Annotated in this window: 19 protein-coding genes and 1 riboswitch; of the genes, 6 read left to right on the top strand and 13 right to left on the bottom strand. The window is 42.5% G+C overall.

Annotation, left to right across the window (positions count from 1 at the left end):
• Nucleotides 1–330: 330 nt before the first annotated feature.
• The 6 genes from AAEY93_RS17270 to AAEY93_RS17245 form a co-directional block, all read right to left on the bottom strand.
• On the bottom strand, nt 331–1,464 hold the full coding sequence (locus AAEY93_RS17270; protein WP_124013949.1) for a patatin-like phospholipase family protein: 1,134 nt from the start codon (nt 1,462–1,464) through the stop codon (nt 331–333).
• A 263-nt stretch (nt 1,465–1,727) separates the two neighbouring features.
• Nucleotides 1,728–3,443, bottom strand: coding sequence for a proline--tRNA ligase (locus AAEY93_RS17265; protein ID WP_124013948.1), 1,716 nt, complete (start codon nt 3,441–3,443; stop codon nt 1,728–1,730).
• A gap of 327 nt (nt 3,444–3,770) precedes the next feature.
• On the bottom strand, nt 3,771–4,382 hold the full coding sequence (locus AAEY93_RS17260) for an acyltransferase (RefSeq protein ID WP_124013947.1): 612 nt from the start codon (nt 4,380–4,382) through the stop codon (nt 3,771–3,773).
• 4 nt (nt 4,383–4,386) lie between these two features.
• Nucleotides 4,387–5,175, bottom strand: a complete 789-nt coding sequence (tsaA, locus tag AAEY93_RS17255; RefSeq protein ID WP_101030171.1) for a tRNA (N6-threonylcarbamoyladenosine(37)-N6)-methyltransferase TrmO — start codon at nt 5,173–5,175, stop codon at nt 4,387–4,389.
• 113 nt (nt 5,176–5,288) lie between these two features.
• Complete coding sequence (gene rcsF / locus AAEY93_RS17250; RefSeq protein WP_124013946.1) at nt 5,289–5,684, bottom strand: Rcs stress response system protein RcsF; 396 nt, start codon at nt 5,682–5,684, stop codon at nt 5,289–5,291.
• A gap of 162 nt (nt 5,685–5,846) precedes the next feature.
• Nucleotides 5,847–6,257: an H-NS histone family protein gene (locus tag AAEY93_RS17245; RefSeq protein WP_124013945.1), complete on the bottom strand. Its 411-nt coding sequence runs from the start codon at nt 6,255–6,257 to the stop codon at nt 5,847–5,849.
• 434 nt (nt 6,258–6,691) lie between these two features.
• Here AAEY93_RS17245 and AAEY93_RS17240 point away from each other — a divergent pair, with 434 nt between their 5' ends.
• The 4 genes from AAEY93_RS17240 (at nt 6,692) to AAEY93_RS17225 (ending at nt 11,373) form a co-directional block, all read left to right on the top strand.
• A complete protein-coding gene (locus AAEY93_RS17240) occupies nt 6,692–7,441 on the top strand; it encodes an electron transfer flavoprotein subunit beta/FixA family protein (protein WP_101030174.1) in 750 nt (249 codons plus the stop codon).
• Between the two features lies 1 nt (nt 7,442).
• Entirely contained in the window at nt 7,443–8,366 is a 924-nt protein-coding gene (locus tag AAEY93_RS17235) for an electron transfer flavoprotein subunit alpha/FixB family protein (RefSeq protein WP_124013944.1), read from the top strand.
• Nucleotides 8,367–8,758: 392 nt separating this feature from the next.
• Nucleotides 8,759–8,976: riboswitch (Lysine riboswitch) on the top strand.
• An 83-nt stretch (nt 8,977–9,059) separates the two neighbouring features.
• Nucleotides 9,060–10,625, top strand: coding sequence for a Na+/H+ antiporter NhaC family protein (locus AAEY93_RS17230; protein ID WP_351078598.1), 1,566 nt, complete (start codon nt 9,060–9,062; stop codon nt 10,623–10,625).
• Nucleotides 10,626–10,794: 169 nt separating this feature from the next.
• Entirely contained in the window at nt 10,795–11,373 is a 579-nt protein-coding gene (locus tag AAEY93_RS17225; protein WP_101030177.1) for a thymidine kinase, read from the top strand.
• Between the two features lie 103 nt (nt 11,374–11,476).
• Here AAEY93_RS17225 and AAEY93_RS17220 read toward each other — a convergent pair whose 3' ends face one another.
• Nucleotides 11,477–13,267: an acyl-CoA dehydrogenase C-terminal domain-containing protein gene (locus AAEY93_RS17220; RefSeq protein WP_351078595.1), complete on the bottom strand. Its 1,791-nt coding sequence runs from the start codon at nt 13,265–13,267 to the stop codon at nt 11,477–11,479.
• 480 nt (nt 13,268–13,747) lie between these two features.
• Between AAEY93_RS17220 and AAEY93_RS17215 the strand changes: the two genes are divergently transcribed.
• Nucleotides 13,748–14,269 (top strand): TlpA family protein disulfide reductase, encoded by a 522-nt coding sequence (locus AAEY93_RS17215; RefSeq protein ID WP_351078592.1) that lies wholly within the window; start codon nt 13,748–13,750, stop codon nt 14,267–14,269.
• A gap of 74 nt (nt 14,270–14,343) precedes the next feature.
• Here AAEY93_RS17215 and AAEY93_RS17210 read toward each other — a convergent pair whose 3' ends face one another.
• Complete coding sequence (locus AAEY93_RS17210; RefSeq protein ID WP_351078589.1) at nt 14,344–15,534, bottom strand: cation:proton antiporter; 1,191 nt, start codon at nt 15,532–15,534, stop codon at nt 14,344–14,346.
• A gap of 275 nt (nt 15,535–15,809) precedes the next feature.
• Between AAEY93_RS17210 and AAEY93_RS17205 the strand changes: the two genes are divergently transcribed.
• Complete coding sequence (locus AAEY93_RS17205) at nt 15,810–16,667, top strand: universal stress protein (protein WP_351078586.1); 858 nt, start codon at nt 15,810–15,812, stop codon at nt 16,665–16,667.
• Nucleotides 16,668–16,760: 93 nt separating this feature from the next.
• Here AAEY93_RS17205 and AAEY93_RS17200 read toward each other — a convergent pair whose 3' ends face one another.
• The 5 genes from AAEY93_RS17200 to AAEY93_RS17180 all read right to left on the bottom strand — a co-directional run bounded on the left by AAEY93_RS17200 (nt 16,761) and on the right by AAEY93_RS17180 (nt 21,969).
• Entirely contained in the window at nt 16,761–17,417 is a 657-nt protein-coding gene (locus AAEY93_RS17200) for a 3-oxoacid CoA-transferase subunit B (RefSeq protein WP_351078583.1), read from the bottom strand.
• Nucleotides 17,418–17,430: 13 nt separating this feature from the next.
• Nucleotides 17,431–18,147 (bottom strand): CoA transferase subunit A, encoded by a 717-nt coding sequence (locus AAEY93_RS17195; RefSeq protein ID WP_351078580.1) that lies wholly within the window; start codon nt 18,145–18,147, stop codon nt 17,431–17,433.
• Nucleotides 18,148–18,220: 73 nt separating this feature from the next.
• The gene (locus AAEY93_RS17190; RefSeq protein WP_351078578.1) at nt 18,221–19,123 is read right to left on the bottom strand and encodes a hydroxymethylglutaryl-CoA lyase; all 903 of its coding nucleotides are present in this window, start codon (nt 19,121–19,123) and stop codon (nt 18,221–18,223) included.
• Nucleotides 19,124–21,154 carry an acetyl/propionyl/methylcrotonyl-CoA carboxylase subunit alpha gene (locus tag AAEY93_RS17185; RefSeq protein ID WP_351078574.1) on the bottom strand — a complete coding sequence of 677 codons (2,031 nt, stop codon included), beginning with the start codon at nt 21,152–21,154 and terminating at the stop codon, nt 19,124–19,126.
• Complete coding sequence (locus AAEY93_RS17180; RefSeq protein ID WP_101030193.1) at nt 21,154–21,969, bottom strand: enoyl-CoA hydratase-related protein; 816 nt, start codon at nt 21,967–21,969, stop codon at nt 21,154–21,156. Before AAEY93_RS17180 ends, AAEY93_RS17185 begins: the two co-directional genes overlap by 1 nt.
• Nucleotide 21,970: the final 1 nt, after the last annotated feature.

Raw genomic sequence — 21,970 nt, 5'->3', positions numbered from 1 at the left:
TAGATACAAAATTGTCGTGCATATTATCCTCAGCAGTTTTGGTGTTATGTGTCTACACTCAATGATAAAAAACTACAAAAGGATTTTCTAGAGTAGGTGATACTATTTTAAATGATTGTTTTTAAGTTATTTTTTTTAAACGATTATTTTTAAACGATTGTTTTTAACAAATCGTTTTAAGAGATTATTTTTAAATGGCTATTTGACTCAAGTTAAACCAGTATCATAAGGATTACTTGATAATAGGTGACCAGAGTGTACTCGTGCTTTTATCATCAACCGATCCTGGCGTTAAAATATAGCTAACGCATATATTTTGCGCTTTAATGGTTAAACTTTAGTCGGGATATCAAAAAATTGTTTTATCTCATCTATTCTATCCATTGCATCTTGATAACCCAAATCAATCAAGGTTGTGGTATAGCTTTTTTCGAACAATAGATATGAGACGATACTTGAATCTGACTGTCGATTAATGCCAAAAAACTTCAATAAGATTTTGATTGCAAATGGCATGTCATCATAAAATCGATCCGCAATTCGGCTGAGATCTTGACTGGGCTTTATGACCAATGTCTCTATATGGCGAAGATTTAATGAGTCACGTCCTTCTTTCGACATGAATGACAATGTTTGATTTTCTCTCTGTAACCTTTCTAAATCACTGTTTAATGTATCCGAAAAAATCGTGTCTAATAAATGTCCTCCTATTGTTGCTGTTTTAGGATGATATTCAAACTCGATAGGGACATTTTTGTGTGGACTTTCTAAATTAATAACAAATATTTTATTGGCACCAAGGTGGACCGGACTTGATAAGGGAGAGAGTTGATGGACTGACCCATCGCAATAATAAGCCTGATTAAGTTTAATTGATGGAAAGACCATTGGGATAGCAGAGCTTGCGAGTAAATGCTCAGTATTTAATAAGCTGCGAATACCACTTCGTTTAGCACTTTGCCAATTTTCAATGTGTTTATTGCCCTGATAAAAACTATATGATCGTGAATTGTTATAACTCGAGGCGTCGACACTTATTGCCTTGAGTGCATCGTTACTGATGTTGCGGTCGATTCTTTTAAAATCGATAAGTTTATCCAATAATTCACGTAATGGTTGATTATCAAGTAGGCTTGCTGCGTCCGTACTCACCTTGTCGTCTTGTAAGCCTTTGATTGCCATTCGGCCCAAATGTCTTAACACTTGGGGGATGGAAGCCCGATAGACTTTATGGGTTTCAAAATGACGCCACACCCAATCCAGTTTTTTTATGCCCAAATGGAAGCAAGATGCGTGGGTTGCCAGAGATGTTGCGTTAATGGCTCCTGCCGATGTCCCGCAAATGATATCAAATGGGACATTATGGTTGCGTGGGTAAAACTGCACTAGCGCTTTCAATACGCCTATTTGATACGCAGCTCTTGCCCCACCGCCACCTAAAACTAATGCTGTTGATACTGACAATATCTATCCTTAATGTTTTAAATGTACTTATTTTAGTATGAATTCTTTTTCGAGTTTATACCAGTTACCAATAAGTCGACTATGCTATTTATCGTCTGTTTCTCATCTTAATGCGAGTAAGCAGTCTATGAGTAAACAGTAAGCATAAAGCATTGAACATTAAATATTACTGATCAAAAAGGTATCATCTGTTTTTCTTGAAGCAATAAAAAAACGCACCATAAAGTGCGTTTTTAAAATGTATTGTTGTTAATTATTAAGGGTTAACCTTTAGCGGCCTTGGTTAAAAACGCCACAATCTCATCAAATGGGATATCTTGTTTCTCACCAGTACGACGATTTTTGTACTCAAATACGCCAGCATCGATATTGCGGTCGCCAATAACCACAACATGGGGTAAACCGATTAATTCCATATCAGCAAACATAACACCAGGACGTTCTTTACGATCATCCATTAATACTTCAATACCGGCATCCGCTAAGTCTTGGTAAAGTTTTTCAGCGATGTCAGCAACGCGATGGGATTTATGCATATTCATGGGTAAAATACCCACCGTGAATGGTGCAATTGCTTCTGGCCAAATAATGCCGCGATCATCGTTGTTTTGCTCAATGGCAGCAGCCACAATACGGCTCACGCCGACACCATAACAACCCATCAACAACACCTGTGCTTTGCCGTTTTCATCTAACACTGTGGCATTCATTGATGTAGAGTAACTTGTTCCTAACTGGAAAATATGGCCGACTTCAATACCACGAGCCATTGCATAAGTACCAAGGCCATCTGGGGTCGGTTCACCTTCAACCACATTACGAATGTCAGCAGCGGTTGCTAAAGGGAAATCTCGCTCCCAGTTGATACCGAAATAATGCTTATCTTCAGCGTTAGCACCTGCGGCAAAATCGCTCATCACAGTAACACTGTGATCAACAATAATCGGCATAGTTAAGCCGACAGGTCCGATAGAACCAGGACCTGCGCCAACGGCTTCTCGAATTTCAGCTTCTGATGCAAATTCAAATGGCGATGCGACTAATTCAAGCTTGTCGGCTTTGACTTCGTTAAGTTCATGATCGCCACGGATAACTAATGCCACCAATGGTGCTTCTTCAGTCGCGCCTTTAACAATTAAGGTTTTAACTGTTTGGGTGATGACGACATTAAATTGCTCAACCAATTCGGCAATTGTTTTTGCGTTAGGTGTCGCGACCAACGTCATTGCTTCAGTTGGCTCTGCGCGTGTTTGGGTTGGCATAGGTGATTCAGCTTTTTCAATGTTAGCGGCATAGTCGCTGCCCGTTGAATAAGCGATTAAATCTTCACCACTGCTTGCGAGCACATGGAATTCATGCGACATGCTGCCACCAATAGAGCCCGTATCAGCTAGTACAGGGCGGAACGATAAGCCCATACGAGTCAGTATATTGCTGTATGCGGTATGCATTGCATGGTAAGTACTGTCCATGGTTTGTTGATCTAAATGGAAAGAATAGGCATCTTTCATCAAGAATTCGCGCGCGCGCATGACGCCAAAACGTGGACGTACTTCATCACGGAATTTGGTTTGTACTTGGTATAGTGTTAACGGCAGTTGTTTGTATGAGTTTAGCTCTTTACGGACTAAATCGGTGATCACTTCTTCATGGGTTGGTCCCAATACAAAGTCACGATTATTACGGTCTTGGAAACGCAATAACTCAGGACCAAATTTGTCCCAACGGCCTGTTTCAACCCATAGATCAGCAGGTTGTACTAACGGCATTAATATTTCGATAGCGCCTGTTTTGTTCATTTCTTCACGAACAATAGCTTCAACTTTACGTAATACACGTAAACCTGACGGTAGCCAAGTGTAGAGACCTGAAGCATTACGACGGATCATACCGGCACGTAACATTAACTGATGACTAACCACCTCTGCATTTGCAGGGGTTTCTTTTTGTGTTGAAAGCAGGTACTTGCTAACTCGCATTCCCAATGTCCAAAATAGTTACTATGAATGAGCATCATTTTAGCACCTGCTTCAATGATGTCACCTGCTAATTCGACTCAAAAGTAGGCTTTGTGGTGCTTTAATGGCGGGATATTATTATTTAACTTCCGCGCCGGATAATAAACGGTTATCAAACCACTCTTTGTCCTGCTATCTGTGTTGTATTCACGTAGACGTTAAATTGCTATAGGCACGCTATTGACGCATCAATGCGCCTTGTTGGTAAACAAATGGAAAGTTTGATATTGCAGACTTGAAGTCAATCCGTTTTTGTCGATTTAGCTCATCTTCTATTCCAATTTGAGGTTATTTTTTACGTCTATCGCCAATGACTCGGGCAGGATTACCAGCAACAATGGCGTAGTGTGGAACATCTTTTGTGACAATGCAGCCCATACCAATAACAGCATGATCCCCAATGGTCACACCGTCAACAATGCCTGCTTGAGCGCCAATCCATACATCTTGGCCAATCACGACACCTTTTGATGTTGCGGGTTGTTGATAAACGGGGGTGTCGGGTGACATGCCATGATTAAAGGCATATATAGTCACGTTATTAGCTATGCGGGTTTGGCTGCCAATTTTGATGCCGTTGCGGCCGCCATCTAAGCTACAACCATGATTAATGGCCACTTCATTGCCTAGGGTGATTGGACCATGCATAAACACTTCGGCGGCAATCATGCATTGATCTCCAATGCTGATGTCTCTACTGGGTTCGGCAAAAAGCTGAGCTTGTGGCGCTATAAAGCATTGTTCACCAATATGAATGGTTTCAAGCTGACGCAACCGCTGCTGAATGTCATCTTGCCAGGGCTTTGCCCATGCTAAATGTTTTGTTTTAAGCGAAAAATACAGCCATGGCATCCATGACAAACGTTTTTTGTGTTGAGCTTGGTAATCAATGTCTGTCATTGGCTTAATCCTTTAATAATGTCACTTTGGTCGGTTTAAGCTCTAATACTTCGATACCTTGAGAAGTGATATGCCAAAAAATATCTAAATCGTACAATGCAACTTGATATAATTTGGGGTCATCTTTATTTTTTTTATAAGCGGGTCGCGGGTCTTGAGATAATACCCCGTTAATTAATTCGGCTAAGCCTTGGTATTGTTCTATAGCAGCATATTGAGCTATTTGTGTCAGCGCTATTGCGGTATAAGTTACCGCAATAAGTACGGGAGCATCTTGGGCTATGCCGCTTTTTGCATCGACAATGGCATCAGAAAAAGGAATATACGGTTTAATATCAATGATAGGAGTACCGTCTAATAAATCCATCCCCGATATTATTAAACAGACTTTACCTTTGCGTTGAACCACGCCATGGAGTTTGACCACTGACTGGCCAATACCATTGGGGCGAAACGTTGAGCGTGTGGCAAATACGCCCAATTTTTCATTACCACCTAAACGGGGAGGGCGTACCATCGTTTTCCAGCCTTGTGCTATATTTTCATGGAAACAAAATAATAACCATAAGTGCGAGTTTTGTTCTATCCCTCTGACGGCATCAATGTGATTAAAAGCAGGTTCAAATTCAATATAACCAACCACATCGACTAAGCCGGGCTGACGCGGAATACCAAACTTTTGTTTATAAGGTGTTCGGCATATTGCAACAGCATTTAATTGGCTGCTAAATGGAACGCGAGATCTGTTATTTATAGGATCTGTTTGACCGTGTTGATCGTTACCTTGTGTCATGCAATACCTGGATTAAACATAAAAAGGAAATCAGACATAAAATATAAAAAATCTTGATGAGTATTATATGGGCACTCATCATTTACAGGCTACCAATATATTATATTGAGTTATTATTTTTCTGTAGGCGTTTTAATGGCTTGACCTACGCATAGTGCACGACTAAAACAACTGGTGTCCGCTTCTGCAAGAATAAAGCAACTTTTAACCACGAATCCATTAGCGCCCAAATCGGCTGCTGCTCTTCTAGCATTAGTACGTGCAACGGCCATTTGTGGCGGTGCATCTTGGCTGCTTTCTTGACAGGCTTCACCTTCAACTAAGCCTAATACTGCAAACGGTCCTTTTGGTAGTTGGTTACCTTCGTATAATTGGACATCACTGGCTTTAAAGTAATCATTGATATTTTTACTGTCTAAATTACTTTTGAATGTGTAATCACTTGCACAAGCACTCAATAATAATGCGATACCGGAGATAATAAAAATAGGTTTAAGAGGAAAAGTCATAGCCGTAACCTTCTATTAATGGGAAATGGATCAACAAGGGTGAGTTTACCTTGTCTGATGGCGATGATAAAGCGATTAAAGGCCATAAAAAAAGAGCTTACCGAAGTAAGCTCTTTTCAAATTTAAGGGGTAATTGTGTTGTTAACCATTAAGTCAGAAAAATTATTCCATACCAGGAATTAAAAATTCAGCCATGTTCTTTCCGCTATCAACTTGTTGTTTGAATACGGTTGGCATACGCCCTTGACCAGTCCATTGAATTAATTTGTCATCAATGGTGATTTGATATTTTGGTGGACGTGGCGCACGTTTTTTGGTCGACGTTTTAGCTGAAGAGGTAACTTCACCTAAATCTTCAATTGATAAACCACTGTTTTGAATTTGGGCAAGAATTTCAGCAATACGTGCATTACGCTCAGCATTAGCTTCGAGTTCTAATTTCTCTTCTTCTTGACGTTCGGCAATAATTTTTTCTAATTTTGCAGCGGCTTCACGCAAATCATCAAGCGACAATTCTTTTACTGCAGCTTTAAAACGGCGACCGTGGGTTAATATGTGTAAAAAGTCACTCATGATATGTAGTTTCCTAATGATTGATTTATAAAAATAAACAGTTATAAGATATAAAGTTATTAACGTTTCAGTGCCACTGATGGTTTATTTAGTCGTTATTCTTAATCTAAATCAGATATAAATCAGATTATTTGTCTAATTATTACCAATACAGCTAAATAAATACTGAATATAGATGTAATAATAGAAACTATTTGGCATTGAATCAAATTAAATTATCTGTTTATGAAATAAAATTTAACTCAGCGTTCTCATTAAGCCCTAATTCAACTCTGTTTGTTTAGTTTGATTGCCACCATAACAACAAAAAATATGTAAACAAGCGTTTGACTTTGATTGACGTTCACGTTAACAGAACGTAAAGTTAACCCATCTTGCATTGGCAAACGCCAATGTGTTGTCCAAATGCATTGAAGGTGTAGGAAGGAAACCCTATGAAAGTATTGGTGCCAGTTAAACGCGTAGTCGATTCCAATGTGAAGGTCAGAGTAAAAGCTGACAACACAAGTGTTGATATGACAAACCTTAAAATGGCGTTAAACCCATTTTGCGAAATTGCGATAGAAGAGGCTGTTCGCTTAAAAGAAGCCGGTATTGCTACTGAAGTTGTGGTAGTGAGTGTTGGTTCTAAAGCGGTGCAAGAACAATTAAGAACAGCAATGGCATTAGGTGCAGACCGAGCGATTCATATTGAAACCGATGAAGAGCTAGTGCCGTTGTCTATAGCAAAGCTTTTAAAAGCGGTGCAAGAAAAAGAGCAAGCGCAATTAATTATTTTTGGTAAGCAGTCAATTGATGGCGATAACAATCAAACTGGACAAATGTTAGCGGCTTTAACTGATATGCCACAAGCAACATTTGCATCAGAAGTCAACGTTGAGGGTGATATTGTTACGGTTATCCGTGAGGTAGATGGTGGGTTACAAACCTTAAAAATGCCATTACCTGCGATTGTTACGGTTGACTTACGTTTGAATGAGCCTCGTTATGCTTCATTACCTAATATTATGAAGGCTAAGCGTAAGCCATTAGAGATAATGACGGTAGCAGATCTTGGTGTGAGCTTAAAGACACATCAAACGGTACTAAGCGTTACGCCTCCTGTTGAGCGTAAAGCAGGCATCATGGTGTCTTCTGTTGAAGAGCTAGTTGATAAGTTAAAAAATGAAGCGAAGGTGATCTAATATGACCATTTTAGTATTAGCAGAACACGATAATATCAGTCTGAAAACTGATACGGCTAAAGTGGTTAGCGCTGCTGCAGCCATTGGTGGTGATATTCATGTATTGGTTGCTGGTGTTGATTGTTCTGCCGCGGTAAGTGCAGCACAAAGTTTAGCGGGTGTGAGTAAAGTCTTAGTAGCAGATGCGGCATTATATGGTGCTCAATTAGCTGAAAATGTTTCAAAACTGGTCGTTGAAATAGCGGCGGATTACGAATACATTTTGGCTGCGGCTTCGAGCGTAGGTAAAGATACCTTACCTCGTGTGGCAGCATTATTAGACGTTGCTCAGATTTCTGAAGTGATTGAAGTGGTAAGCAGTGACACTTTTGTACGCCCTATTTATGCTGGTAATGCACTTGCTACAGTTCAGAGCTTGGATGCCAAGAAAGTCATGACTGTGCGCTCAAGTGCCTTTGATGCTGCGGCCTCAACAGGCAGTGCTGAAGCGATAAACTTAAGCCAAGCAATTGATGCCCGCACTGAATTTGTATCTCAATCGTTAACTGAATCAGTCCGTCCTGAACTCGGTAATGCAGGCATTATTGTGTCTGGTGGCCGTGGCATGGGTAACGGTGAGAACTTTGCTTTATTAGAGCAATTGGCAGATAAACTAGGCGCGGCTGTTGGCGCATCTCGTGCGGCTGTGGATGCTGGTTTTGTGCCAAACGATTTACAAGTGGGTCAAACGGGTAAGATTGTCGCACCTGACTTGTATATTGCGGTAGGTATTTCTGGTGCGATTCAACATCTTGCCGGTATGAAAGATTCAAAAGTGATTGTAGCGATTAATAAAGATCCAGAAGCACCTATTTTTCAAGTGGCTGATTATGGACTGGTTGCCGATTTATTTGAAGCGGTACCAGCACTGAATAATCTCGTATAATCGGGCTTAAATTAGAGAGATGCGAGTTGATCTAGTCAGCAATGGCTACTGATGTAGAAGTGTTATTGAGCGTCTTGTCGATTGATTCTAAAAGGTTTCTACTCATAAGGTAGAAACCTTTTTATTGGATTACTTTTGGATTATTACTGGATCTATCCTGATCTTGAAAAGAGGTTTCTGTCCAAATGTCGACGCTTGTATGCCGTTGCTATTTCTGTGCCCGTTACGCTAGCGTGTGTTTTATGTAAAAACGTTACATTAATGCTAAGAGGTTGTAGTTTAAATTGGTGTTATTGTTATTTGCACTTCCGTTAAGTGTTTTTTTACTGGCATTGCATATGCTACTTATGGTTGTATGTTCGCGCTGTTTGTAATGAGCTTTAAGTGCAAACAACAAAAGTAGAGGTGCGTTGCATAAAAGTCATGTTGAATTGGGTGATGCCAATAATTCAACATAAAAGGATGCAATGCCGAAGCAAATGGGTCTATCAAGCGCATTTGTTGGGGCAGTTCTTGAAAGGGACTGCACTGTCATGGTGTTTTTTATCGATAAGATAAAAATAATGATATTCATATTAAATGGGTATTGCTGTGGAGTGCTACTAGTAAGTTGTGCATATGCTTTCTGTGTATGCTTAGTCTTATTTCTAGTGTTGCTTCATTCGTATCCAGCGAAGACATAAATTAACTATTATGATGACAAGTTATGCCGATTCGGCTCTTTCTGTATTGCCTCCTCTTGTGGCAATTACGTTAGCCATATTAACCCGTAAAGTTTTATTATCCTTAGGTTTAGGTATTATTTTTGGTGCCTTATTGCTCACTCAGTTTTCGCTGGTTGGAACGGGTGAGTATATCGTGCAAACCGCTAGCCAGCTTGTCTGGAAAGACGGTGAACTGAGTTCATGGAATGTCTATATTCTAGGGTTTTTAATTGTACTTGGGATGATCACTGCGCTGATCACCGTGAGTGGATCGGCTCGAGCGTTTGCCGATTGGGCTAAACTGCGCATTCGTAATAAGCGTGATGCTAAGTTAATGACCATTTTTCTCGGTTGTGTAGTCTTTATTGATGATTACTTCAACAGTTTAGTTGTGGGTTCTATTTCTCGACCTATTACAGACAGATATCATATTTCACGCGCTAAACTCGCCTATATTCTTGACTCTACTGCAGCTCCTATTTGCGTTATTTCTCCTGTATCGAGCTGGGGGGCATATATTATTGCGCTCATTGGCGGTATTTTAACGGCACATGGTTTTGCTGATTCTGGTCATCTAAGTGTGTTCATTCAAATGATCCCAATGAACTTTTATGCGTTGTTCTCGTTACTGTTATTAGTGTGTGTGGCGATTTTTGGCTTAGATGTGGGTCCAATGCGCCAGCATGAATTTAATGCACTTCGAGGTAACTTATTTGATGAATCAAAAGGCAAGCCACCTGGCGCCGTGACCGATTTACCGGAAGCTGACACCGGTAAAGTGATTGGGTTGTTTTTACCTATCGCCATATTAGTGTTTGCGACCGTTTACTTTATGGTTTCCAGTGGCGCTGAGGCATTAGTAGCCAAAGACCAAGTGTTTAGTGTGTTAGGCGCATTCGAAAATACAGACGTCAGTTTTTCTCTATTTTTTGGATCTTTAGTGGGATTGATTGTCACCGTATTGTTAGCGTTCCAGCAGAAAGTTGAGCTGACTATGCTGTTCAAAGGAATGTCTGTTGGTGCACGTTCAATGCTACCTGCAATTTACATTTTATTATTTGCTTGGACTATTTCCAGCGTAATTGGTCAGCTTGAAACCGGTAAGTACATGGCCAGTTTGGCTACTGACAACATTCCATTTGCTTTGTTACCAGCAATGTTATTTTTATTAGCTGGCATTACCGCATTTTCAACCGGAACGAGTTGGGGCACCTTTGGCATTATGCTACCGATAGCGGCCGATATGGCGATGGGCAGTGATAGCACTATGATGTTACCTATGCTGGCAGCGGTGCTTTCTGGTGCTGTATTTGGTGATCATTGTTCGCCTATTTCAGACACCACGATTTTGTCATCAACCGGAGCCAGTTGCCATCATATTGACCATGTTGTGACTCAGTTGCCTTATGCACTTATTGCGGCCTTGATTAGTTTAGTGGGTTATATCGTACTTGGTTTTACCGGTTCATTAATGGCCGGGCTTGTTTGTTGCTCGATATTATTTGTGATCAGTATTGTGATCCTGCGCTTTTGGGCTAGAAAATGCGCGATATGAATAAGGCTGCTTTTTGTAAATGATGGTCTTGTTCAGCTGAATGGTCTCACTTTGTGTCGCATTGAAAAATGGCGTATGGGTAACGAATACGCCATTTTTGTTTTTCATTACGATGCTAGAAAAGGTAATATGGACGATATTATCTGGCTAAACATTAGGACGCTTAACTTTGGCGCAACTGTATTTTTACTATTCGGCGATGAATGCCGGTAAATCAACGTCATTACTGCAGTCTTCTTATAATTATCGTGAGCGCGGTATGCACACGTTAGTGATGACGGCATCAATAGATAATCGTTATGGTGTTGGTAAAGTGGCATCGCGTATTGGTATTGAAACTGAGGCACAGGTATTCGGTAGCACCGATAATTTAACTGAGTTAATTTCGACTTCGAATCATGAGCAAAAAATTCACTGTGTATTGATTGATGAATGTCAGTTTTTAAGTAAAGCCCAAGTCAGGCAGATAACACATGTTGTAGATAACCTCGATATCCCGGTGTTATGTTATGGCTTGCGCAATGACTTTCAAGGTGAATTGTTTACGGGAAGTCATTACTTATTAGCGTGGGCAGACAAGCTAGTCGAACTGAAAACCATTTGTCATTGTGGCCGTAAAGCCAACATGGTGGTTCGCCTTGATCATGAAGGTAATCCAATGCGCGAAGGTGAGCAAGTTGAGATTGGCGGTAATGAAAGTTACGAGTCGGTTTGCCGTAAACATTTTCGCGAATTTTTGTGGGATTAACACTTAATTACTGCGACAGAATAAAATAAAAACCGCTTCAATGGATATTGAAGCGGTTTTTTTTAGGATTTTTTACGGTTGTTTTGACAGCATCATACCGTGATTAAAAGTCGGCTTCTGCGAAATCGACAATATCGGCGCTGCTAGACTCAATTTGTTTGCGTAGGCTGCGAGTTTGGCTGCCCCAGTAGCTCATGAAGAATTTTGCCGTATTAAGCTTAGCTTGATAAAACTCGGCTTCTTCAGTGCCAGCCTCTAATGCGGCCAATGATGTTGCCGCCACACGGGTCCACATCCAAGCGAGTGCGGTAATGCCAAAGAGTTGCATATACGGCATTGATGCTGCGCCAATAAGGTCTGGTTTTTTGCTGGCTGATTGCACTATAAAGCCAGTGGCTTTTTCAAGATCGCCCGCCGCATCCATTAACCCTGCAATATAAGGCTTCATGGCTTCGTTGCTAGCGTTTTCTTGAATTAACTGTTTCACCATGCCCGACCATACCGTTAATGCTGCGCCTTTGTCGCTCAGTAGTTTTCGGCCAACTAAATCGAGAGCCTGTACGCCATTTGTGCCTTCGTAAATCATCGCGATACGAATATCACGCACATACTGCTCCATACCCCATTCATTAATATACCCATGCCCGCCATAAACCTGCTGGGCATCAACACAAGCTTTAAAGCCTTGGTCGGTGACAAAGCCTTTAACAATAGGCGTAAACAAGGCGGCAAGTGCATTAGCTTGTTTAGCTTTTTCAGGGTCTGCATGACGTTCTACTTGGTCAAGCCATAACGCCTGTTGGCCCATTAGCGCACGTGTACCTTCATTGAAAGACTTTTGTGATAACAACATACGTCGAATGTCACCATGCACTAACAAAGAGTCTGCGGCTTTCTCAGGTTGTTTAACACCACTTAAGGCGCGGCCTTGAATACGATCTTTGGCATAGACCAATGCATTTTGGTAAGCAATATCGGATACGCCTAAACCTTGAATACCGACACCTAAACGCGCTTGGTTCATCATGGTGAACATGGCTTTTAAGCCTTGATGCGCTGCGCCAACTAATTCGCCTATTGCGCCGTCAAAATGCATTACACAAGTTGAGTTGCCGTGAATTCCCATTTTATGTTCAAGGCCTGTCGCACTCAGAGTGTTTGCTTCGCCTAGGCTGCCATCGGCATTGACTAAAAACTTAGGCACTGCGAATAACGAAATCCCTTTAACGCCTTCTGGCGCATCAGGCAGGCGAGCTAATACTAAGTGAATAATGTTTTCGGCAAGATCATGATCACCAGATGATATAAAGATTTTCTCACCACTAATGGCAAAAAGCTCATCACCGGCTGGGACAGCCTTGGTGCGAAGTAACGCTAAATCGGTACCAGCATGGGACTCGGTTAAGTTCATGGTGCCGGTCCACTCGCCACTGACTAGCTTGGCTAAGTACTTTTGCTTTAATGCATCACTGCCGTGCACATGAATAGCCGAATAAGCACCATGGGTTAACCCTGGATACATAGCAAAAGCCATATTAGTAGCCGTTTTCATTTCGGTGGCAAATGTGCCAATAACTTCTGGCAGACCTTGGCCGCCAAACTCAGGATCGCAAGTTAATGTGGCCCAACCATCTTCTACATATTGCTTATAAGCTTGCTTAAAACCAGAAGGGGTAATGACCTTGCCATCGACCAGTTTACAACCTTCCAAGTCACCACTAGCATTGAGAGGCAACATGATGTCGGTAGTGAAGTCGGCGACACCTTGTAAAATTGCATCAGTGAGATCTGCATCTAATTCATCAAAGCCGCGTAAATCAGTTTGTTGATAAACATTAAGCAGTTCAGACAGAATGAATTGATAATCACGAAGTGGAGCTTGGTAAATTGGCATAAGGTCGTTCCTTGGTTATGTTATATTTAAGTTTGGTCTCGGTAACAAGTCGTAACCATTGCTACTGGTCGAATCAGATTATGTATGCTTATCTAACATACGCAAATTCGAGTAAAAACTCAGTTTTTTACATCAGGGTAAACTTATCTTTTTGGCGAAGCTGTAACGATTTATTTACTCTTTAATCTATCTGTTGCTTACCGCTATGTTAATACCTTACTTGGGCTTGAAAAGATCAGTACTAATGAAAGCGTTTTTATACACAGCAAGCGAACACAAAATGGGTTTTGTCCGGTCTGTATAATCTCAACTCGGAATAACAGATGGGATAAATCGATAAGAACGAATTTATTTTAAGTCTGCAATGTCAGACTTTCCTTATTCGCAGAACAAAGAGCGGTTTGTTAACCACTTATTATCCCGATTTGAGATTGTTTTATTCATTTATCAACAGAAAAAATCTATTAAAAGGGGCGAGTGATGAAATCTATTTGGCCTGTAGTCAGTGTTTCTGCATTGTTTATATTTGCATTGTTATTGTTGTCTTTTATACCTTTACGCGCCGCTGATGCGGTGGCCAAAGTGGATCAGCGTATTGCTCCAAATTTTGAACTAACTCGGGCAGATGGCCAGCCATTTAATTTACATGATTACGCCGGTAAACCTGTGATTGTGCATTTTTGGGCCACATGGTGCCCATATTGTAAAAAGCTTCAGCCCGGTTTAGAAAAGCTGCGGCTGAAATATCAGCATACAGACTTGCAGATGATTGGAATTAGTTTTAACGAAGACGATGGCGCCAACCCCAGACAAAGCTTGCTCGATCGAGGTTTAGGAATGAAGACGCTCATCATAGGTGATAAAGTTGCTAACTTGTATGGTGTTAGAGGCACACCGACGACAGTATTTATTGACCGTAGTGGTCACATTGCATGGGTGACCAATACATCCAATCCCGATGATCCAAATTTAGATAAAGCGGTGCAGCTATTATTGAACTAACTATGGCAATAACCGCGCCACTCTTTGCTCATCGTGCTCATTTATGATGGTGAACGGGACTGAGTGTATTGTGATTAGGTTTTTCTACTCAAGATATATTTCAAAATAAGTGGCCCTATCAGGGTCGTGAGGGCGATAATCATTACTAAAATGGCAAATTCTTTTGCTTGAATAACGCCAAGCTGACGGCCCATTTCTGCAAACACCAATCCCACTTCCCCCCTTGGCACCATTGCCGAACCGACGATGAGTTTATCTTGCCAGTTTGAGCTGGCCATTAATCCGGCGATAAATTTACTCGCCACCGCGATTAAGGTTAACCAAGCGAGTAATATCAAGCCGGTGAAGCTCATATCAAGTTGACTTAGATCCAGACTAATACCGACATAAACAAAAAAAATCGGGCTGAACAGCTGCACTAGCGGCTTTGCTGATTGTTCCAGTTTATGGGTATAAGTAAAAGGGTTTTTTAGGTATTGATTTAACGGCGAGGTAAATTGCCGTGACAAGCCCATACCTACAGCAAATCCACCTAAAATTGCTGGGGTACCAAACCAATGTGCTAACCAAGCAAATAAGCAAATCATTGCCATCACCACAAAAACTTCATAACCAGGCATTCGCGTTTTAAGCTGCAACCAGCGGGTTAAATAGATAATGATCCTGACCAGTGGCGGACTGAGGATAATAAAGCAGGCAATCATGATAAACAATATCAATATTGAGCTTATGGATAATTCACCGGATGAAGAAAAATTAAACAATACACTCAGTAATATCACTCCAATAATATCATCGATGACAGCCGCGCCAAGAATGATTTGTCCAGCGGTACTTTGGGTTTGATTGTTTAATGTCAATACTCGCACCGAAATACCAATACTGGTGGCCGTCAAGGCGCAGCCAAAAAATAATGCGGTAAAAGGAGGTATCGATAGCCAGTAAAGGCTTGCTAATCCCGTAGCGATTAAAGGAATGACAATACCTAATAGGGCGACCTTGACGGCTTTGTTGCCTGAATGGGCTAGCTTTTTTATGGATGTTTCACAGCCAATATCAAATAACAGTAAAATAACACCGAGCTCAGCGATGATGGCTAACGTGCTGTGAGGGGTAACCCAATTTAGCAGTGAAGGGCCGATTAATATCCCCGCAGTGACTTCACCCACTACGCTCGGGAATCCTAGTCGGTCACTAAGTTCACCCAATATTCTACCTACAATAAGAATGAGACAGAGCGACATAACAAAGCTGTCTATTGCCATCTATCCCTCTCTAAGTTGAGCAGAATGTAATTGAACCGAGTTGCGCTAATAAAATTGATTCCGATCAATTTTTGTACCGATATTCAAGCACAAACTTACGCTAATGGCTAAGCTAAAGATAGTTATTAGCTCACGTTTTACTGAGTTGTTAACCTCATTCTCGTTGGGGGAGTATTAGAGGGGGGAATAGGTGCGAATAAACTGATTAGCTTTATTAAGTTGGTCTACAGATTTTTGTTTTATCAGATAAAGAGTGACATCACAAGGAGAGTTGGATGAACAAAATGTTTGTAATTGCTCAAATGGAACAAGCGCATACCGATGCCATTGCCCTAGGATTATCATTGGCAAAAAGTCTTAATAAACAGGCTGAGGTTTTTGCTTACACTTACGCCTATTTAACTGGATCAGACTGTGATAACCCTCGTTTAGCCGGAGTTGCACAAAAGGCATTAATGACGCAACGAGAACGGCAACTGCAACAGCATTTAGATTCGCTTGATGCCGAAGATGTTCCGTTGCACGTGATATGGAGTAAGTATCTTTTTGAGCATGCTTGTGATCACTCAGCGCGTCATGGTTTTGATCTTATGGTCAAGGCGGTCCATCATGCTGATTATTATTTGCCTACCGATTGGCAGTTAATTCGCCATACTAAAATGCCACTATTACTGTTAACAAACAATCCGCTCAATAATGGCAACACCACACTCATTTCTATAGATTTAGGTACTAGTCATCCAGCTAAACAACGACTTAATGACGCAGTTATTGCCAATGGTAAACAGCTTGCTAAAGCGACGGGAACTCAGTTACATGTCGCTTATGTGTTACGAATACCGCAAATTGTTCGCGACATGGATATACTCGACATTAATGCCTTAGTCAAAAAAGCCTATGCAGAACATAAGCAAAAAATTGCCGACATAGGCATTGATTCTGATTGCATGCATATTATCTCGGGTGAACCTGAACTGTGTTTATTTGAACTGGCTTGTCGATTAAAAAGCCAATTTTTTGTTATTGGTGCGCGGCAACGACAGGGATTATTAGGCCGCATTATTGGTAATACCGCTGAATCCATTTTAGGCCGCATGCGCAGTAATGTGTTGGTGGTCCCGGCAGAGGAATAAGCCGATAATATTATGATAGTGGTATAACAAAGCCCGCATCATTGGTTATATAAAAACAAGCGGGCTTTGTTGATCTTGACCGTTTAATAGCAATTAAAACGTCATTTCAGGTACGTGTACTGGGACGATTAACTTACCAGCGGTTTTGGCCACAATTTCTTCAACGGTAACGCCGGGCGCGCGCTCAAGTAAATGGAACGCACCTTCTTTAATTTCCATAAAAGCTAAATCGGTCATCACCCGTTTAATGCAGCCGTAACCGGTTAGCGGTAACTCGCATTTTGACAATAGTTTAGAGTTGCCGTATTTGTCTGCGTGCATCATGGTGACAATAATATTATCAGCACCGGCGACTAAATCCATCGCGCCGCCCATGCCTTTAATGAGTTTTCCGGGGATCATCCATGAGGCGATTGAGCCGTTAATATCCACTTCAAATGCGCCCAGCACGGTGAGGTCGACATGACCGCCGCGGATCATGGCGAAGCTTTCTGCTGATGAAAAAAATGAAGCCCCTTTTACTGCGGTCACCGTTTGCTTACCTGCGTTGATAAGATCTGCATCTATATTGGCTTCGGTAGGAAATTCGCCCATGCCCAATAAACCATTTTCTGACTGCAACATCACTTGTATGCCATCAGGAATATAGTTGGCCACTAGGGTAGGGATGCCAATGCCTAGGTTAACGTAAAAGCCATCTTGTAATTCTTTTGCTACGCGCTGGGCGAGTTGTTCTCTGGTCAATGCCATGGTGTTATCTCCCTTATTTTGCCGCAGCGGGTGCTGTTTTGACTGTGCGTTGCTCGATACGTTTTTCAAAGCTGGCTTTGATCACGCGATCGACATAAATACCCGGTGTATGAATGTGGTCTGGATCGAGCTCGCCAGGTTGAACAATTTCTTCTGCTTCAACCACGGTAATTTTACCCGCGGTGGCCATCATCGGATTGAAGTTAGCGGCGGTTTTGCGAAACACCAAGTTACCCATAGTATCGGCTTTCCACGCTCGCACTAATGCAAAATCAGCGCTAAGTGATGCTTCTAATACGTAGTGACGACCTTTGATTTCACGGGTTTCTTTACCATCAGCAATGGGCGTGCCGTAACCTGTGGCGGTAAAAAACGCAGGTATGCCAGCGCCACCAGCACGAATTTTTTCAGCTAATGTGCCTTGCGGAGTTAATATAACGTTGAGCTCACCCGATAACATTTGTTGTTCAAAAGTGGCGTTTTCACCCACGTAAGAAGCGATCATGGTCGAAATTTGGTGTTGTTTCAGTAATAGCCCTAAACCAAAGTCATCGACACCGGCGTTGTTTGATATTGCCGTTAAGCCTTTAACGCCCAATTTAACCATGTGGTTAATTAACCCTTCTGGGATGCCACACAAACCAAAGCCGCCGACCATAATGATCATGTCATCTTTTAATCCTGCTAGTGCTTCTTCATAGCTGTGGACGACTTTATTGAATCCTGCCATCTTGTTGTCCTTATGGTTATATTTATATCAACTGCCAGCGTTATGTCGTGCCAACTATTTTGAGTATATGTGATTATGCTCTGATTGCATTTGCTACTTTGGACCCATTAGTGCGCCCCAATGCGCGACTAATAGTGTCGCCAGCTAGTGCAAGTTTTGTTAAGTCTATGCCCGTTTCTATGCCCATGCCATGGAGCATGTAAACAAGATCTTCTGTGGCTAAATTACCCGATGCACCTTTGGCGTAAGGGCAGCCTCCAAGGCCGGCTACCGAAGCGTCAAACACGCTGACACCTGTTTCAAGGCAGGCGAGTATATTGGCAAGTGCCTGACCGTAAGTGTCATGAAAATGCAGGGCTAATTTATCCACGGGTACCACATTAGCAACGGCTTCGACCATTTTACGGGCTTGGTTTGGTGTGCCAACGCCAATGGTGTCGCCAAGGGATATTTCGTAGCAACCCATCTTATAAAGGATTTCAGATACTCTAGCGACTTCACTGACGTTAATATGACCTTCGTATGGGCAACCGAGTACACAAGACACATAACCGCGCACGGCAATATTGTGCTTTTTGGCAGTTTCAATCAGCGGAATAAAGCGCTCTATTGACTCATCAATGGAGCAATTAATATTTTTTTGGCTAAAGGTTTCTGATGCGGCACCAAAAATGGCCACTTCATCAGCGCCAGCAGCGAGTGCCAGTTCAAAGCCTTTTAAGTTAGGCGTTAATGCACTGTAAACCACGCCAAGGCGGCGATTAATTTGACGTTTAAGTTGCTGAAATACCGCATCGGAGTCGGCCATTTGTGGCACCCACTTAGGTGACACAAAGCTGCCAGCTTCAATACGCTTAATACCCGCATCGGCAAGTTGCTCAATCAGTGTCAGCTTGTCTGCCGTTGTTACCGGCGCTTCATTTTGCAAACCATCACGGGCGCCGACTTCAAAAACGCTCACTTTAGAGGGCAGCATTTATGCTTCCTCGACGCTGGTTTCATTCACTAATGGCTCAACATTTAACAGTTGGGCACCATCGCTGACAAGCTCGCCGCTTTGGAAGTAAAATTCACTGACTATGCCATCAAACGGCGCTTCAATGGTGTATTCCATTTTCATCGCTTCCATTACTAGCAAACCTTGGCCTGCTTTGACTTCATCGCCCACTGCCACTAAATGGGTCACCACGGTGCCATTCATTGGCGCTTTAAGTTTATCTGCATGGTTAACCACGTCCTCAATCACTTGTGCCAAGATGGCTTTAAAGTGGTAACTGCCTGACGGTAAGAACAGGGTGAAGTCATCACCTTGATGGCTTACTGGGATTTTACTTTTATGGCCGTTAATTTCTGCTAAGAGTAAATCGGCTTTGAGTTCACCCGCTAACGTCAGTACTTGGTCGTGTAAACACAGTTGATATTGCTCGCCAACGGCGGTGAGTAACAAATCATGTTGCTGAACATCGGCTGCGGCATCGGTTAATAACGACACCCGATGTACGCTGGAGCTGTTTAATCTAAAGCCGCTCACTAAGCCCCACGGTGAGTATGGGTCAGCGCTATTAATTGCCAATGCTTTAGCCGCATGCTTACGTGACAGTACTTGAAAAAGCCCTGCTAGGGCTAATGCGGTATCGGCTTCAATGGCCGCATCACCAATTAAGGTGTCGCCATAACGTTCAATAAAGTCAGTACAGAAGTCTGCAGCAGCAAAGGCTGGGTGTTCAGCTATGTTGGCTAAAAACTCGATGTTATGTTTAAGGCCACTTATTTGGTATGACTCAAGCGCATGTACTAAGCGTTGCAGTGCGCTTGGTCGCGACTCATCCCACACAATCAATTTGGCGATCATTGGGTCATAAAAGTTACTGATGACATCGTTTTCACGAATGCCCGAGTCGATACGCACATGGCGATTTTGCTCAGGTTCACGCAAAAAGTTGAGCTTACCGCTGGCGGGTAAAAATTCGTTTTGGGGATCTTCAGCGTAAATACGCACTTCAAATGAATGACCATGAATACGCACTTCATCTTGGCGAAGCGGTAATTCATTGCCACTGGCCACAAGAAGCTGCCATTTGACAAGATCTTGGCCGGTGACCATTTCGGTGACGGGGTGTTCGACCTGTAAACGGGTATTCATTTCCATAAAGTAAAAGCTGTTGTCGGTATCAAGTAAAAACTCAACCGTACCGGCACCGACGTAATCAATCGCCTTAGCGGCGGCAACCGCGGCATTACCCATTTGGGCGCGTAACTCATCTGATAACCCCGGTGCAGGCGCCTCTTCAACCACTTTTTGATGGCGACGTTGGATGGAGCAGTCTCGATCGGATAAGTAAATGGCATTACCTTGACTGTCGGCAAACACTTGTACTTCAACATGGCGAGGTTGACGTAAGTAGCGTTCCATCAAGAGTTTATCGTTACCAAATGACGAGCTGGCTTCACGGCGTGCGGAGTTAATCGCTGCAAGGATTTCGCCGTCGTTTTCGACGATGCGCATACCTTTTCCGCCGCCACCATAAGCCGCTTTAATTAATAGCGGAAAGCCAACGGCTTTAGCTTCGGCAATCAAGGTAGCGTCAGTTTGATCTTCACCATGATAACCCGGCACTAGCGGTACATTGGCCTTAGACATGATTTCTTTAGCGGCACTTTTACTGCCCATAGCATCAATCGCGTCACTACCTGGACCAACAAAGGCGATGCCATTTTGTTCACATTTGCGGGCGAAATCGGCATTTTCAGACAGAAAACCATAACCAGGATGGATGGCTTCTGCGCCTGACTTTTTTGCAATCTCGATAATTAAATCGGCTTTTAAATACGAGTCAGCAGGGGCACTACCACCTAAGTAAAACGACTCATCTGCCATGGCCACATGACGGGCGTCTTTGTCGGCGTCAGAATACAAAGCAATGGTGCGTACCCCCATGGTTTGGGCCGTTTTAATAATACGACAAGCAATTTCACCACGGTTTGCGATCAGTAATTTGGTAAACATTATTGGGCTCCTTGTGGATCAGATTTGGCGGTTTGCCATGCTGGGGGTCTTTTTTCAAAAAAGGCATTAAGACCTTCTTGACCTTCATCTGATACTCGAATTCGAGCAATCTGCTCGCTGGTGAAATTGAGCGTAGCGTCGTCGATCACGCCATCTTCTAATCGTGATACTAAGGTTTTTACCCATGCCATGCCTTGTGGACTGTTGGCATTAAACGCGGCAATAAATGGCGCAGCAGCGGCGTCTAAATCATCATTGATCTCGTGGACCACTTGATGGGTTAAGGCTACATCGGCACTAAAACGTTCTGCGGTCAGCATAAAGCGACGAGATTGGCGGTTACCCATGGCGCGCAACACATACGGACTTATTACTGCGGGAATAAGACCGAGTTTCACTTCGCTTAAACAGAAGCTAGCGCGAGCAGTGGCAATGGCAATGTCGCAGCAACAAATCAGCCCTAATGCACCACCAAAGGCGGCACCTTGAACGAGGGCGATGGTTGGTTTGGGAAACTTGTCCAGTACATGCATCAGCTTGGCAAGCTCATGGGCGTCAGCAAGGTTTTGGCCAACGTCCATTTTTGCTTGTTTACGCATCCAGTTTAGGTCTGCACCTGCACTGAAGTTTTTGCCATTGGCACGTAAAATGAGCATATTGCATTGACTGTCACTGGCAAAGGTTTCGATGGCGTTGATCATTTCGCTGATCATCACTTCATCAAAAGCATTGTGAACTTCGGCCCGGTTTAAGGTGAGCTGTGCAACGCCTTGCGCTACACCACATTCAATGTGTTTATATTGGTTTGATAACATT

The organism is Shewanella sp. CAL98-MNA-CIBAN-0140, assembly GCF_040309905.1.
GTDB lineage: Bacteria > Pseudomonadota > Gammaproteobacteria > Enterobacterales > Shewanellaceae > Shewanella > Shewanella psychromarinicola.
The sequence above is the reverse complement of the archived record's forward strand: the minus strand, read 5'-3'. Positions and strand labels throughout refer to the sequence as shown.

Excerpts from the sequence above, each read along its gene's own strand:
- AAEY93_RS17265 (WP_124013948.1), bottom strand. The coding sequence starts at position 3,443 with ATGCGAGTTAGCAAGTACCTGCTTTCAACACAAAAAGAAACCCCTGCA.
- AAEY93_RS17235 (WP_124013944.1), top strand. The coding sequence starts at position 7,443 with ATGACCATTTTAGTATTAGCAGAACACGATAATATCAGTCTGAAAACT.
- AAEY93_RS17240 (WP_101030174.1), top strand. The coding sequence starts at position 6,692 with ATGAAAGTATTGGTGCCAGTTAAACGCGTAGTCGATTCCAATGTGAAG.
- AAEY93_RS17195 (WP_351078580.1), bottom strand. The coding sequence starts at position 18,147 with ATGGCAGGATTCAATAAAGTCGTCCACAGCTATGAAGAAGCACTAGCA.
- tsaA (WP_101030171.1), bottom strand. The coding sequence starts at position 5,175 with ATGACACAAGGTAACGATCAACACGGTCAAACAGATCCTATAAATAAC.
- AAEY93_RS17200 (WP_351078583.1), bottom strand. The coding sequence starts at position 17,417 with ATGGCATTGACCAGAGAACAACTCGCCCAGCGCGTAGCAAAAGAATTA.
- AAEY93_RS17205 (WP_351078586.1), top strand. The coding sequence starts at position 15,810 with ATGAACAAAATGTTTGTAATTGCTCAAATGGAACAAGCGCATACCGAT.
- AAEY93_RS17210 (WP_351078589.1), bottom strand. The coding sequence starts at position 15,534 with ATGGCAATAGACAGCTTTGTTATGTCGCTCTGTCTCATTCTTATTGTA.
- AAEY93_RS17245 (WP_124013945.1), bottom strand. The coding sequence starts at position 6,257 with ATGAGTGACTTTTTACACATATTAACCCACGGTCGCCGTTTTAAAGCT.
- AAEY93_RS17230 (WP_351078598.1), top strand. The coding sequence starts at position 9,060 with ATGATGACAAGTTATGCCGATTCGGCTCTTTCTGTATTGCCTCCTCTT.
- AAEY93_RS17180 (WP_101030193.1), bottom strand. The coding sequence starts at position 21,969 with ATGTTATCAAACCAATATAAACACATTGAATGTGGTGTAGCGCAAGGC.
- AAEY93_RS17260 (WP_124013947.1), bottom strand. The coding sequence starts at position 4,382 with ATGACAGACATTGATTACCAAGCTCAACACAAAAAACGTTTGTCATGG.
- AAEY93_RS17190 (WP_351078578.1), bottom strand. The coding sequence starts at position 19,123 with ATGCTGCCCTCTAAAGTGAGCGTTTTTGAAGTCGGCGCCCGTGATGGT.
- AAEY93_RS17185 (WP_351078574.1), bottom strand. The coding sequence starts at position 21,154 with ATGTTTACCAAATTACTGATCGCAAACCGTGGTGAAATTGCTTGTCGT.
- AAEY93_RS17220 (WP_351078595.1), bottom strand. The coding sequence starts at position 13,267 with ATGCCAATTTACCAAGCTCCACTTCGTGATTATCAATTCATTCTGTCT.
- rcsF (WP_124013946.1), bottom strand. The coding sequence starts at position 5,684 with ATGACTTTTCCTCTTAAACCTATTTTTATTATCTCCGGTATCGCATTA.
- AAEY93_RS17215 (WP_351078592.1), top strand. The coding sequence starts at position 13,748 with ATGAAATCTATTTGGCCTGTAGTCAGTGTTTCTGCATTGTTTATATTT.